The organism is Nocardia sp. NPDC004582, assembly GCF_053602115.1.
In genome coordinates, this window is record NZ_JBSGCY010000045.1 from 1 (window position 1) to 12,504 (window position 12,504).

General features: G+C 67.9%; 13 protein-coding genes. 7 read left to right on the forward strand and 6 right to left on the reverse strand.

Translation table 11 applies throughout. The features are described from left to right. Positions 1-328 (forward strand): hypothetical protein (locus ACWELJ_RS15230; RefSeq protein WP_452366767.1); only part of this gene is annotated, 328 nt, incomplete at its 5' end. Between the two features lie 69 nt (positions 329-397). Further along, complete coding sequence (locus ACWELJ_RS15235; RefSeq protein ID WP_452366768.1) at positions 398-943, forward strand: RNA 2'-phosphotransferase; 546 nt, start codon at positions 398-400, stop codon at positions 941-943. Positions 944-988: 45 nt separating this feature from the next. On the opposite strand, the gene ACWELJ_RS15240 is transcribed toward ACWELJ_RS15235, so the two are convergent. The 3 genes from ACWELJ_RS15240 to kstD all read right to left on the reverse strand — a co-directional run bounded on the left by ACWELJ_RS15240 (position 989) and on the right by kstD (position 4,854). Further along, positions 989-1,336, reverse strand: a complete 348-nt coding sequence (locus ACWELJ_RS15240; protein ID WP_452366769.1) for a hypothetical protein — start codon at positions 1,334-1,336, stop codon at positions 989-991. Positions 1,337-1,971: 635 nt separating this feature from the next. Next, the gene (locus ACWELJ_RS15245; RefSeq protein WP_452366770.1) at positions 1,972-2,832 is read right to left on the reverse strand and encodes a MaoC/PaaZ C-terminal domain-containing protein; all 861 of its coding nucleotides are present in this window, start codon (positions 2,830-2,832) and stop codon (positions 1,972-1,974) included. 315 nt (positions 2,833-3,147) lie between these two features. Further along, positions 3,148-4,854, reverse strand: coding sequence for a 3-oxosteroid 1-dehydrogenase (gene kstD, locus ACWELJ_RS15250; protein ID WP_452366771.1), 1,707 nt, complete (start codon positions 4,852-4,854; stop codon positions 3,148-3,150). A 152-nt stretch (positions 4,855-5,006) separates the two neighbouring features. Here kstD and ACWELJ_RS15255 point away from each other — a divergent pair, with 152 nt between their 5' ends. From ACWELJ_RS15255 to ACWELJ_RS15275, 5 genes are all read left to right on the forward strand, one after another. After that, on the forward strand, positions 5,007-5,792 hold the full coding sequence (locus ACWELJ_RS15255; protein WP_452366772.1) for a 2-keto-4-pentenoate hydratase: 786 nt from the start codon (positions 5,007-5,009) through the stop codon (positions 5,790-5,792). Between the two features lie 44 nt (positions 5,793-5,836). Beyond that, positions 5,837-6,745 carry an acetaldehyde dehydrogenase (acetylating) gene (locus ACWELJ_RS15260; RefSeq protein ID WP_452366773.1) on the forward strand — a complete coding sequence of 303 codons (909 nt, stop codon included), beginning with the start codon at positions 5,837-5,839 and terminating at the stop codon, positions 6,743-6,745. A gap of 54 nt (positions 6,746-6,799) precedes the next feature. Continuing rightward, entirely contained in the window at positions 6,800-7,846 is a 1,047-nt protein-coding gene (dmpG, locus tag ACWELJ_RS15265; RefSeq protein ID WP_213560685.1) for a 4-hydroxy-2-oxovalerate aldolase, read from the forward strand. A gap of 204 nt (positions 7,847-8,050) precedes the next feature. Then, complete coding sequence (locus ACWELJ_RS15270) at positions 8,051-8,977, forward strand: NADP-dependent oxidoreductase (protein ID WP_452366774.1); 927 nt, start codon at positions 8,051-8,053, stop codon at positions 8,975-8,977. Positions 8,978-9,046: 69 nt separating this feature from the next. Continuing rightward, complete coding sequence (locus tag ACWELJ_RS15275; protein WP_452366775.1) at positions 9,047-9,979, forward strand: AraC family transcriptional regulator; 933 nt, start codon at positions 9,047-9,049, stop codon at positions 9,977-9,979. 106 nt (positions 9,980-10,085) lie between these two features. Here ACWELJ_RS15275 and hsaB read toward each other — a convergent pair whose 3' ends face one another. The 3 genes from hsaB to hsaD are packed head-to-tail and all read right to left on the reverse strand — an operon-like array spanning position 10,086 to position 12,501. After that, on the reverse strand, positions 10,086-10,697 hold the full coding sequence (hsaB, locus tag ACWELJ_RS15280) for a 3-hydroxy-9,10-secoandrosta-1,3,5(10)-triene-9,17-dione monooxygenase reductase subunit (RefSeq protein WP_452366776.1): 612 nt from the start codon (positions 10,695-10,697) through the stop codon (positions 10,086-10,088). A gap of 26 nt (positions 10,698-10,723) precedes the next feature. After that, a complete protein-coding gene (gene hsaC / locus ACWELJ_RS15285; RefSeq protein ID WP_452366777.1) occupies positions 10,724-11,626 on the reverse strand; it encodes an iron-dependent extradiol dioxygenase HsaC in 903 nt (300 codons plus the stop codon). Next, the gene (gene hsaD / locus ACWELJ_RS15290) at positions 11,623-12,501 is read right to left on the reverse strand and encodes a 4,5:9,10-diseco-3-hydroxy-5,9,17-trioxoandrosta-1(10),2-diene-4-oate hydrolase (protein WP_452366778.1); all 879 of its coding nucleotides are present in this window, start codon (positions 12,499-12,501) and stop codon (positions 11,623-11,625) included. Before hsaD ends, hsaC begins: the two co-directional genes overlap by 4 nt. Positions 12,502-12,504: the final 3 nt, after the last annotated feature.

Below are 12,504 nucleotides of genomic sequence, written 5' to 3' on the forward strand. Positions count from 1 at the left end.
GGCCGGCTGGCGCTGGCGGGTCTGCGCGGTGCTGGCGGTACTGGCCGCGATGGCCGCGCTGGCCTGGGTCGGCACCGGGGCGCTGGTCGCGGGCGGCATCGGACTGGTCGCCACCACCTACCTGCTGAACACCGCCACCGTGTCGGCCCCGGCGGGCGTGGTGCCCACCACCATTCCCTCGGTCGCGGGCGCGCTGCTGTTCACCGTGGCGGCCGGGGCGGCGACCGTATTGCCCGCCGGACTGTCCTGGGTGCCGATCCTCGCGCCGTTCGCCGTGATCGCGTTGTACGCCATGCTGGTGCGCGGACTGACCAGCGACTCGGCCTAGCCGCCGGGGCGAAAATCGCTTCGAATCCGCCTGCGGGACTGCTTCACTCGCGACATGAACGAATATCGCATGAACGAGCGACAGCTGGTCCGGACCTCCAAGCGGCTGTCCCGGCATCTGCGGCACGCGCCCGAGGCGATCGGGCTCACCCTGGACTCGGCCGGATGGGTGGACGTCGCCGCGCTGCTGGCGGCGCTGGCCCGGTACGGCCGCACCGTCACGCGGCCCGAACTGGACGAGGTGGTGGCACGGAACAACAAGCGCCGCTTCGAATTCGACGCGACGGGGACCCGGATCCGCGCGAGTCAGGGGCACAGTGTCGCCGTTGACCTGGAGTACCGGGCGACCACGCCGCCCGAACTGCTCTACCACGGCACCGTTGCCGCGGCCCTGCCCGGAATTCGCGCCGAGGGCTTGCGGCCCATGCGCCGCCACGACGTCCATCTGTCGGCGGACACCGAGACCGCCGTCAAGGTCGGGTCACGTCGAGGCCGACCCATCGTGCTGACCGTGGACGCCGCCGCGATGCACCGCGACGGGCACGAGTTCCGGGTCAGCGCCAATGGGGTCTGGCTGGTGGCCGCCGTCCCGCCCGGTTACCTGACCGGTCTGTGAGCTCCGGCAGGACGCGAGCAGGACGGAATCCACTGTGGGCGGGGATTATTGGAGCGCGGGCGGCATCCGGGTCGGCTTGATGCGGCCGGCGTCGATGAGCGCCCGGAATGCCGCGGCTTTGCGCTGGCATTCGGCGACCGGGCAGCGGCGGTGCTGCTGCATGGTGCGGTGGGCTTCCTGGAGGCCCAAGGGGTGATCGGGGGCGAGGTGCGACCAGGAGGATGGTGCGGTGGTAGCCAACGCCAAAGCGTTGTGCTCCTTGGTGATTCGATCGCGGATCCGATCCACTGAGAGCCGATCCGGATCCTGGTGGGGGTGGTGCAGGCTCATGATGGCGATTGCCGTGACCACGAGCGTTGCGAGGGTGGCCGTGAACACTTGCCAGGCGGCCATTCGTTCACCTTCTCCATGTATATCGGATGTAGTCAGCTAGATATTCAGTTGGTTAGCTAGATATTCACCGTATGTCCCAAGACGTTACGCCTCCAGCGTGTCCTGGGTCAGAAACAATCGAATTTCGGCCGCTTTCAGCAACTTCCCCGGTCGTTCGGTCGCGCGGCACGCTGAATGGTTGCGACTATTTCGAGGTGGCGGACGGTCATGCCCGGTCGCGCTCCATCGCCGGTGCGGCACTCCTCGCCGAGTCGGCGGTCGGCCACGGCAGCGACGGCGCTTATCTCCTGTGTCACTACGGAATTGGTGAAATCGACCGGATGGATTCGACCCTCGATCGGCTTCGCATAGGAGCCGGCCCTGACGCGCGATAGCGTGGCCGATGCCGGGGATTCGCCCGGTATGGGGTTTATGGCCGAATTATTGTGTCACCCACGGAGTCTGATAGCCCGCCTCTCCAATGCGGGCGCCACCCTTCGTGAACTTAAACCGAAACGGTCGGTTTGCTGGCCGGGAAAGTCCGCATCGCCGCCCGCGCCGCCACCCTGCCTGTCGCACGAAAAGGGAGCCCTCACCGCGGGAACCGATTCGGTTTCGCACGATGAGGGCTCCCTGATGCGGTGGCCCGGTTCGGCTCAGGAGTGGGTGAGCACCACGTCCGCGAGGACGGGGGCGTCGTCGCGCTCGACGACGGTGACCGCGATGACGAGCTCGCCGTCCTGCTGCCAGATGCGGGAGCGGAGGGTCTCGCCCGGGTACATGACGCCGGCGAAGCGGGCGCGGAAACCCTTGACGCGGGACACATCCGAGGCCAGGGCGGTGTCGGTGGCGGTCTTGAGGACCAGGCCGTAGGTGCACAGGCCGTGCAGGATGGGGTTCGGGAAGCCGGCGTTGCGGGCGAACTCCGGGTCCGAGTGCAGCGGGTTGCGGTCACCGCACATGCGGTAGAGCAGGGCCTGCTGCGGCAGGGTGGGGGTGAGCACCTCGAAATCCGGTGCGCGGTCGGGGAGTTCGGTCTTCGCGGACGGGCCGCGGTCGCCGCCGAAGCCGCCCTCACCCTTGGCGAAGATGGAGGAGCGCGACGTCCACAGGACTTCGCCGTCGGAGCCGACCGCGGTGTCCTCACGCCAGATGACGGCGTTGGAGCCCTTGTCCCAGATCTCGGTGATCTTGCCGGAGATGGAACCCTTGCCCGCCGCCGGGATCGGGCGGTGCACGATGATCTCCTGGCTGCCGTGCACGACCTTCGCCAGGTCGATGTCGATGCCGTCGAACTTGACCTTCGGCGCCTCGGTCTCGTGGAACGAGGGCGCGACGGTGCCGAAGGACGGCAGCACGGCCGGCTCCCGGTCGTCGAGGTAGCGCAGCTCGGCGGCGTCGGTCCAGCGGTTGCCCGCGCCGAGCGCCAGGTTGTAGGTCTGCACGTCGCTGGCCGACCAGCTGAAATCGCGTGCCGGGATCTGCGCGCCGAGCGCGACGCTCAAGTCGATGGGCATGAAAGTTCTCCTCGTGATCGCGACCCCACTCGGGTCCGAGTTGATGTCGTGGCACCGAACCCGCGAGCCCCGTTCGTTGGGTCCGATGTTTCAACGCGGGGCCCGCGTCCGCAAGCCTGTGCCCGCTGACCGGGTGGCACATACGCCGGACCCGCCATCGGAAAGAGCGTTCGCGATGGCGGATCCGGGTTCTTCAGTTGTCGTCACACACCCCGCCGGGATAGAGCGGTACGACGGGATGTGTGGGTGGGTTGGGCGCGGACTCGACGTGACCCGACTCGCGCCCAACCCGATCCTGAACCGGGTTGGGACGGTTCAGGACGCCTTGTCGGCCTTGACCGGCGCGCCGTTCTTCGCCTTGGCGGCGATATCGAGGGCGGCCAGGTAGCCGAAGGTGATCGCGGGTCCGATGGTCGCGCCGGGACCGGCGTAGGTGTGGCCCATGACCGGCGACGAGGTGTTGCCGGCGGCGTAGAGGCCCTCGATCACGGTGCCGTCCTCGCGCAGCACGCGGGCGTCGTTGTCGGTGACCAGACCACCCTTGGTGCCCAGGTCGCCGGGGACCATCTTGACCGCGTAGAACGGGCCGACCTCGAGCTTGTTGAGGCACGGGTTCGGCTTGATGGTCTCGTCGCCGTAGTAGCGGTCGTAGGCGCTGTCGCCACGGTTGTAGTCGAGGTCCTTGCCGGTCTCGGCGAAGCCGTTGAAGCGCTCGATGGTCGCCGCCAGCTGGTTCGCCGGAACGCCGATCCGCTCGGCCAGCTCGGCCACCGTGGGCGCCTTGACGATCAGGTCGTTTTCCATCCAGCGGGACGGAATCCGCTGGCCAGGCTGCAATCCGGCGAAGATGTAGCGAGACCGGTAGCGCTCGTCGAACACCAGCCAGCACGGCACGTTCTCGCCCGGACCCTCACCCTGCCCGTATTCGCCGCCGTACATGGTGTGCACAGCCTCGACGTAAGGAGCGGACTCATTACCGAATCGCTGACCTTGCGTGTTGATCATGATGCTGCCGGGCAGGTTGCGCTCCGCGAGGCAGAACCAGGGACGACCCTCACCGCGGAAGGTGGTCGGACCCCACCACGCGTCGTCCATGAAGTCGATCGCGCCGCCGGCCTCGATGCCCGCGCGGATGCCGTCGCCGGTGTTGGCCTCGGCGCCGGTGGTCCACTCGGTGGTGATGGGCTCACGCTGGTACTTGTGCCGCATATCGGCGTTGCGCTCGAAACCGCCGCTGCCCAGGATCACGCCGTACTTGGCGTTGAACCGGACGGTCTCGCCGTTCTCGGTGGCCTCGACGCCGGTGACCACGCCGTTCTCGATGACCAGGCCGGTCAGCGGGGTGTTCAGCAGCACCGGCACGTTCGCGTCCAGCAGGCCCTTGCGCAGGCCCGCGATGATCGCCTGGCCCATGCCGACCAGCGCCTTGCCGGTGACCTTGCCCCACGCCCAGCGGGTGCCGACGCGCAGCACGCGCAGCATGCCGCTCGGGTGGCGGCGGATCAGGTTGAGCTTCTTGTAGTCGGCCTGCATGACGACCACGTTCAGCGGCGCCTTGCTGTAGGGCGGTTCCAGATTGAAGCGCTCTGCGCCCAGTACCTTCAGGTTGAAGGGCTTGGGCTCGCAGGAGCGGCCGTCCGCCTTGCCGCCCGGTGCCTCCGGGTAGTAGTCGGAGTAGCCCGGCACCCAGGTCATCTTCAGCGCGGAGTGGTCCAGGACGTAGTCGAACGCCTCGGCGCCGCGATCGATGTAGGTGTCGATCTTCTCCTTGGGCACCACGTCGCCGATGATGCTGTACAGGTAGGTCCGCGCCTCGTCCAGGTCGTCGCCCTTGCCGGCGGCCTTGAGCACCTTGTTTCCGGGAATCCAGACGCCACCGCCCGAACGCGCGGTAGAACCGCCGTAATGAGCGGCTTTTTCGATGAGCACCGTGCGCAGACCGTGGTGCGCAGCGGTGAGGGCGGCGGACATACCGGCGGCACCGCTGCCGACCACCACCACGTCGTAATCCCGATCAGTCATGTAGAACACGTTATAGAATCAATCCTGGTTTGGTCTATGTTGGTCTGGCAGATGGGACTGCCGAAGCGATGTTCTTCACAAAAACTCGTTTCAATTTCCAGTCTCGTCACCGTAGGGCCACCGGCCGGTACCCCCGATGGAAGGACAACAGCGTGCTGACCGACGCGCTACGCAAGGAACTGGCTGACGAACTCGCCGCGGCCGAACGGGATCGCACCCCGATCGACCCGCTGGTCGCGCGGCACCCCGAGATCGACGTGGTCGATGCCTACGAGATCCAGCTGATCAACATGCGGCAGCGGTTCGCCGGTGGCGCGAAGGTGGTGGGCCACAAGGTCGGCCTGTCGTCCAAGGCCATGCAGCAGATGATGGGCGTCGACGAGCCCGACTACGGGCACCTGCTCGCGGAAATGGAAGTCTACGAAGACGTTCCGGTCGACACCTCCAAGTACCTGTACCCCCGCGTCGAGGTCGAGGTCGGGTTCATCCTGGGCGCTGACCTGCCCGGCGAGGACTGCACCGAAGAGGACGTCCGCAAGGCCACCGTCGCCTACGCGCCCTCCATCGAGCTGATCGACACCCGCATCAAGGAGTGGAAGATCGGCCTCTGCGACACCATCGCCGACAACGCGTCCTCGGCCGGCTACGTGCTCGGCCAGGCCCGCGTCGCGCCGGAACTGCTGGACATCAAGGCCATCGACGCCGTGCTGACCCGCAATGGCGAGGTCATCGCCGAGGGCCGTTCCGACGCCGTGCTCGGCGACCCCACCATCGCCGTGGCGTGGCTGGCCCGCAAGGTCGCCTCGTTCGGCGTGCGGTTGAAGGCGGGCGACATCGTGCTGCCCGGCTCCTGCACCCGTGCCATCGACGCCCGCCCGGGCGACGAGTTCATCGCCGAGTTCGCCGGACTCGGTTCCGTCCACCTGGGCTTCGCGTAAGCGCCGCCCCGACTGACACAGACCTCACCGAGTAGGAGAAAGCCGTGACTGCAAGCAAAGTCACCGCCGCGATCGTCGGGTCCGGCAACATCAGCACCGACCTGCTGTACAAGCTGCTGCGTTCGGACAAGATCGAGCCGCGCTGGATGATCGGCATCGACCCCGATTCCGAGGGCCTCAAGCGCGCCCGCGGCCTGGGCCTGGAGACCTCCGCCGAGGGCGCGGACTGGCTGCTGGCACTGCCGGAGAAGCCGGACCTGCTGTTCGAGGCGACCTCCGCGTACGTGCACCGCGCCTACGCGCCGAAGTACGCCGAGGCCGGCATCCGTGCCATCGACCTCACCCCGGCCGCCGTCGGCCCCGCGGTCATCCCGCCGGTCAACCTCGACACCCTGCGTGACGAGATGAACGTCAACATGATCACCTGCGGTGGCCAGGCCACGATTCCGATGGTGCACGCGGTTTCTCGCGTCGTGCCGGTCGAGTACGCCGAGATCGTGGCGTCGGTGTCGTCGGTGTCCGCCGGTCCCGGTACCCGCGCCAACATCGACGAGTTCACCAAGACCACCTCCGCCGGTGTCATGAACATCGGTGGCGCCAAGCGCGGCAAGGCGATCATCATCCTGAACCCGGCCGAGCCGCCGATGATCATGCGCGACACCATCTTCTGCGCCATCCCCGAGGACGCCGACCGCGACGCCATCACCGAGTCGGTGCACCGCATGGAGAAGGCCATCCAGGAGTACGTGCCCGGTTACCGCCTGCTCAACGAGCCGCAGTTCGACGAGCCGTCGCTGGTTTCCGGTGGCATGGCGAAGGTGTCGATCTTCGTCGAGGTCGAGGGCGCGGGCGACTTCCTGCCGCCGTACTCGGGCAACCTCGACATCATGACCGCGGCCGCCACCCAGGTGGGCAATGTGCTGGCCGACCAGATCCTCTCGGCTCGGGTGTAAGGAGAACCGACAGTGAGCAATTCGAACGCCGCGGCGAGCCGCGCCAACTCTATCGTGAAGCCGTTCTCCGCCGATCTCGACGTCCGGGTCACCGACACGTCGCTGCGTGACGGCTCGCACCACAAGCGCCACCAGTTCGTCGTCGAAGAGGTTCGCGACATCGTCGCCGCCCTCGACAACTCCGGCGTGCCGGTCATCGAGGTCACCCACGGTGACGGCCTCGGCGGTTCCTCGTTCAACTACGGTTTCTCGAAAACCCCTGAGCAGGAACTGATCAAGGTCGCGGCCGAGACCGCCAAGCAGGCCAAGATCGCCTTCCTCATGCTGCCGGGCGTCGGCGTCAAGGAAGACATCAAGATCTCGCAGGACAATGGCGCGAGCATCTGCCGCATCGCCACCCACTGCACCGAGGCCGACGTCTCGATCCAGCACTTCAACATGGCCCGCGATCTCGGCCTCGAGACCGTCGGCTTCCTGATGATGGCGCACTCCACCACCCCGGAGAACCTCGCCAAGCAGGCCCGCATCATGGCCGACGCCGGCTGCCAGTGCATCTACGTCGTCGACTCCGCCGGCGCGCTGGTCCTGGAGCAGGTCTCCGACCGCGTCTCCGCCCTCGTCGCCGAGCTCGGCAACGACGCGCAGGTCGGCTTCCACGGCCACGAGAACCTGGGCCTGGCCGTCGCGAACTCGGTGTACGCCGTGCGCGCCGGCGCCACCCAGATCGACGGCAGCGCACGCCGTTTCGGCGCGGGCGCGGGCAACCTGCCCGTCGAGGCCTTCATCGGCGTCTGCGACAAGCTCGGCATCAAGACCGGTGTCGACTTCTTCGCCATCACCGATGCCGCCGAGGACGTGGTCCGCCCGGCCATGCCGTCCGAGTGCCTGCTCGACCGCCAGGCCCTGATGATGGGCTACGCGGGCGTCTACTCGTCGTTCCTGCGTCACGCCGAGCGCCAGGCCGAACGCTACGGCGTCTCGGCTGCCGAAATGCTCGTCCGCGCCGGCCAGCGCAAGCTCGTCGGCGGCCAGGAGGACCAGCTCATCGACATCGCCCTGGAACTCCAGCGTGAGAAGGAAAAGTCGGCCGCCAACGCCTGACCCTTGTCCTGCACTGGGCCGCAACCGACTCCGGTTGCGGCCCAGTGTCGTTTCCGGAGGCCACCGTGAAGTCAATCATCGTCAGGACGATACGAATGGACAAATAACGGAGATTCCAGGCTATTCAGAGTCTTCTCCGGCCTGCCTAACGTTGTCGGTATCGGTTCGAGGGACGGACCGGGGAGAGCGTTGGAGGGCAGAGCGATGCGGGCGGTCATTCAGAAGAGCTTCGGTGGGCCCGAGGTGTTGGAGGTCGTGGAGGTCGCGAAGCCCGCGTTGTTGCCGGGCGAGGTGCTGGTCCGGGTGCGGGCCAGTGGCGTCAACCCGGTGGACGTGGTGGTGCGGTCGGGGGCGTTCCCGTTGCTGGGCGAGCCGCCGTTCGGGGTCGGGTGGGATATCTCGGGCGTGGTCGAGGCGGTGGGCCCCGGGGCGCGGTACGACATCGGGGACGAGGTGTACGGGATGCCGTTCTTCCCCAGGGCCGCAACCGGTTACGCGGAGTACGTGGCCGCGCCCTCGCGGCAGCTGGCCCGCAAGCCCCGGTCGATCGGGCATGTCGAGGCGGCGGCGCTGCCGTTGGCGGCGTTGACCGCGTGGCACGGACTGGTGGACAAGGCGGGGATCGGGCCGGGGGATCGGGTGCTGATCCATCGGGCGGCCGGTGGGGTCGGGCACCTGGCGGTGCAGATCGCGAAGGCCCGGGGCGCGTATGTGATCGCGCTGGCCAGCGCGGGCAAGCACGACTACGTGAAGGCGCTGGGCGCCGATGAGGTGATCGACTACCGGACCACCGATCTCACCCGGGTCGTCGAGGATGTCGATGTCGTCTTCCACTCCGTCGCCGATGCCGAGCACTCGCTGTCGGTGCTGAAACCCGGTGGGACGCTGGTGACGATCTCCGAGCACATGAACCCGGCGGTGGCGGCCGCCGTCGAGGCGGCGGGGAGGAAGTTCGCCGGCGTCTCCGTGGAGCCGGATTACGCCGCGCTGGAACGGATCGCGGAGCTGGTCGACGCGGGCGAGCTGCGGCCGACCGTCGCCGAGACGCTCCCGCTGGAGGAGGCGGGGAAGGCGCACGAGCTGGTGGCGAGCGGGCAGACCGTGGGCAAGGTGGTGCTGACCGTGGAGTGACCGCGGCGGCGAATAATCGGAGGGGAACCCGGGTCGCGGCCCGGGTCCCGGAGGCGGAGGAGAGCGGCGATGGATGTCCTGAGTGAGGCGCTGGCCTCCATGCGGACCGGCGTGGCGCACTCGGTGCTGACCGAGGGCCGCGCGCCGTGGGCGCTGCAGCTGCCGTCCACCGCGGGTGCCGGCTTCCATGTGGTGCTGCACGGCACCTGCTGGTTCTATCCGACCGATCGCAGCGACCCGCCGATCGCGATCGGGCCCGGCGATGTGGTGTTCGTCCGCGACGGCGCGGGCCACATCCTCGCCGACCATCCGGACACGACTCCGGAGATCCCCCGCCCCGAGCAGTACATCCAGGGACCCCCGATCGGGGCGGTGCGGCTCGGCGGCGACGGCCCGGCCACCAGCCTGCTCTGCGGCAACTATCACCTCGACGGCCAGCGGCCGCATCCGCTGCTGCGGCAGCTGCCCCCGGTGATCCACCTGCCCGCGCGGCACGGACGCCATCCGGAACTCGCCGCCGCGATCCAGCTGCTCGGCGTGGAACTCGACAACCCGCGCATCGGATCGCACGGGATCGTGCCCGCTCTCATCGATTCCCTGCTGCTCTACATCCTGCGCGCCTGGATCGAGGATCAGCCGCGGTCGGCGGCGGCGGGATGGGCCGCGGCGCTGCGTGATCCGGCGGTCGCCCCGGCGCTCGCGGCCATTCATGACGATCCGGCCGCCCCCTGGACGGTGCAGTCGCTCGCCGATCACGCGGGCCTGTCCCGAGCCGCCTTCGCCCGCAAGTTCAACGCCATGGTCGGCGAACCGCCGCTGGCGTACCTGACCCGCTGGCGGCTGACCACCGCCGCCCGCCTGCTGCGCGAGGACGACATGGCGGTCGACAAGGTCGCCGCCCGAGCGGGATACAGCTCGGAGTTCGCGTTCGGCAAGGCGTTCAAGCGCGAGTACGGGCTGGCTCCCGGCCAATACCGCCGCCAGGCTCGCGCCGCCGCCTGACCCCGGGAGCCGAATCTATCCACAATGCGCACAGACGAGAAAGGCCCCTGTGGATGAATTCCACAGGGGCCTTTCGCTTATCGCCAGGGTTCTGGAGGAACCCGTCCTACAACCACGTATCCAACGTCGTGGTGGTGAGGAAGTGTTCGAGGTCCGCGCGCCAGGGGGCGGGGGTCGTCTTCTCCGGTTCGATGGCCGTGTACTGGCCGCGGTAGAAGAGCAGCGGCCTGCCGGAGTCGGTGGACTCCGACAGGGCCTGTACCCGGCCGATCACGATGTAGTGATCGCCGCCGTCGAGCACGTTGTCCACAGTGCACTGGATCGTGGCCAACGCGCCGTCCAAAACCGGGAGGTCCAGTTCCGAGGTGTGCCAGTCGATTCCGGCGAACTTGTCGGGTTCGCGGGAGCCGAAGCGGGCGCACACCGGCTGTTGCTCCTCGGCCAGCATGTTCACGGCGAAACTGCCGTTGCGTTCGATCGCCTTCCAGGAGCGGGACTCCTTGGTGGGGCAGAACAGCACCAGCGGCGGATCGAGGGACAGGGCGGCGAAGGACTGGCACGCGAAGCCGATCGGCGCCCGCTCGCCGTCCTCGCCGTCGAAGGTGGTGATGACGGTGATGCCGGTGCAGAACTGCCCCAGCACATTCCGGAACTGCCGCCCATCGATGACGGGGTGCCCGTCGGTGGTCACGTCCTTGGTCAACTCTGCCTCGGTCACTGTTCTGCCGCCCCTGTCCGTGCTCGCTACTTGAATCCGACGCTGAAGTCGTGGCCCCACAGGCTGACCGCGGTGGACTCGCGCGCGATCCACGAGTGGTCGTCGACCTCGAGTCCCTCACAGCCGAATTCGATGTCGAACCCGCCCGGCGTCTTCATGTAGAACGACAGCATCTTGTCGTTGATGTGCCGGCCGAGAGTAGCCGACATCTTGACCTTCTTGCGGTTCGCGCGATCCAGGCAGAGGCCGACATCGTCGGAGTTCTCCACCTCGACCATCAGGTGCACGATCCCGGTCGGGTTGGGCAGCGGCAGGAACGCCAGCGCGTGGTGGCGCGGGTTGCAGCCGTAGAAGCGCAGCCAGGCCGGGTCGCCGTCGGCCGGACGGCCCACCATCTGCGGGGGCAGACGCATGGAGTCACGCAGGCGGAAGCCCAGCACGTCCTGGTAGAACGCCTGCGCCGCGGCATCGTCGGTGCAGGTGAGGACCACGTGGCCCAGACCCTGCTCGGCGGTGACGAACTTGTGGCCGTACGGGCTGACGAAACGGCGGCCCAGGTACTGCGCGCCGTAGAACGCCTCGAGGGTGTTCCCGGCCGGATCCTGGAAGCGGATCATGCCCTCGACCCGGCGCTCGGCCAGCTCTTCCTTGGTGCCCTCGGTGAAGGCGACGTCGGCCTTGGCCAGGGTTTCGCGCAGGTTCTGCATGCCGCGGGCGTCGGTGACCTCCCAGCCCGAGACCAGCAGCCGGTCCTTTTCGCCGGGCACGATCACCAGGCGGGCGGCGAAGTCGTCCATGCGCAGGTAGAGCGCGTCCGGGTTATTGCCGGTGCCCTCCATCATGCCCAGCACCTTGAGGCCGTATTCGCGCCAGGCCGCCATATCGGTGGCCTCGATGCGCATATAACCGAGCGCCTTGATCATGGTCACTTCTCCTTGACGCCGAGCAGGAAGTCGGTTGCCAGGCGGTTGAACTCGTCGAACTTCTCGAGCTGCGCCCAGTGGCCGCAACCGCCGAACACGTGCAGCTGCACGCGCGGCACCATCTTCAACGCCACCAGCGCGCCGTCGATCGGGTTCACGCGGTCCTCGCGGCCCCAGATCATCAGCACCGGCTGCCGCAGCTTGAACGCGTCCCGCCAGATCATGCCCTTGGCGAAATCGGCGCCCGCGAAGGACTTGCCCATGGCGCGGGTGGCGGCCAGGGATTCCGGCTGCGAGGCCGAGGCGAAACGCTCCTCGACGAGTTCCGGCGTGATCAGCTTCTGGTCGAAGACCATGATCCGCAGGAACGCCTCCAGGTTCTCCTTCGTGGGTTCGAAGTTGAACTTGGACAGCAGCTTCACGCCCTCGGTCGGGTCCGGCGCGAACAGGTTGGTGGACAGGCCGCCCGGGCCCATCAGCACCAGCTTGCCGGCGCGGTCCGGGTAGTCCAGCGCGAAGCGGGTGGCCGCGCCGCCGCCGAGCGAATTGCCCAGCAGGTGCACGCGATCGGTGATCCCGAGGTGATCGAGCAGGTCCTTCAGCGCCGAGGACGAGTGCACGAAGTACTGCGGGTGCTCGGTCGGCTTGTCGGACTGCCCGAAGCCGGGCTGGTCGACGGCGAGGACGTGGAAGTCCTTGGCCAGCACCGGAATGTTCTTGGCGAAGTTCGACCAGGAGCTCGCGCCCGGACCGCCGCCGTGCAGCAGCACGATGGTGGGGCCGTTGCCGACGCCCGCCTCGTGGTAGTGCAGCTTCAGGTCCGGCCGCACCTGCGCGAAGCGCGAGGTGGACTCGTAGGTGATTTCCTCTACGGCGGTCACGGA

Bases quoted from the DNA above. Each gene is read 5' to 3' on its own strand.
- ACWELJ_RS15235 (WP_452366768.1), top strand. From the start codon at position 398: ATGAACGAGCGACAGCTGGTCCGGACCTCCAAGCGGCTGTCCCGGCAT.
- ACWELJ_RS15245 (WP_452366770.1), bottom strand. From the start codon at position 2,832: ATGCCCATCGACTTGAGCGTCGCGCTCGGCGCGCAGATCCCGGCACGC.
- ACWELJ_RS15270 (WP_452366774.1), top strand. From the start codon at position 8,051: ATGCGGGCGGTCATTCAGAAGAGCTTCGGTGGGCCCGAGGTGTTGGAG.
- kstD (WP_452366771.1), bottom strand. From the start codon at position 4,854: ATGACTGATCGGGATTACGACGTGGTGGTGGTCGGCAGCGGTGCCGCC.
- ACWELJ_RS15275 (WP_452366775.1), top strand. From the start codon at position 9,047: ATGGATGTCCTGAGTGAGGCGCTGGCCTCCATGCGGACCGGCGTGGCG.
- ACWELJ_RS15240 (WP_452366769.1), bottom strand. From the start codon at position 1,336: ATGGCCGCCTGGCAAGTGTTCACGGCCACCCTCGCAACGCTCGTGGTC.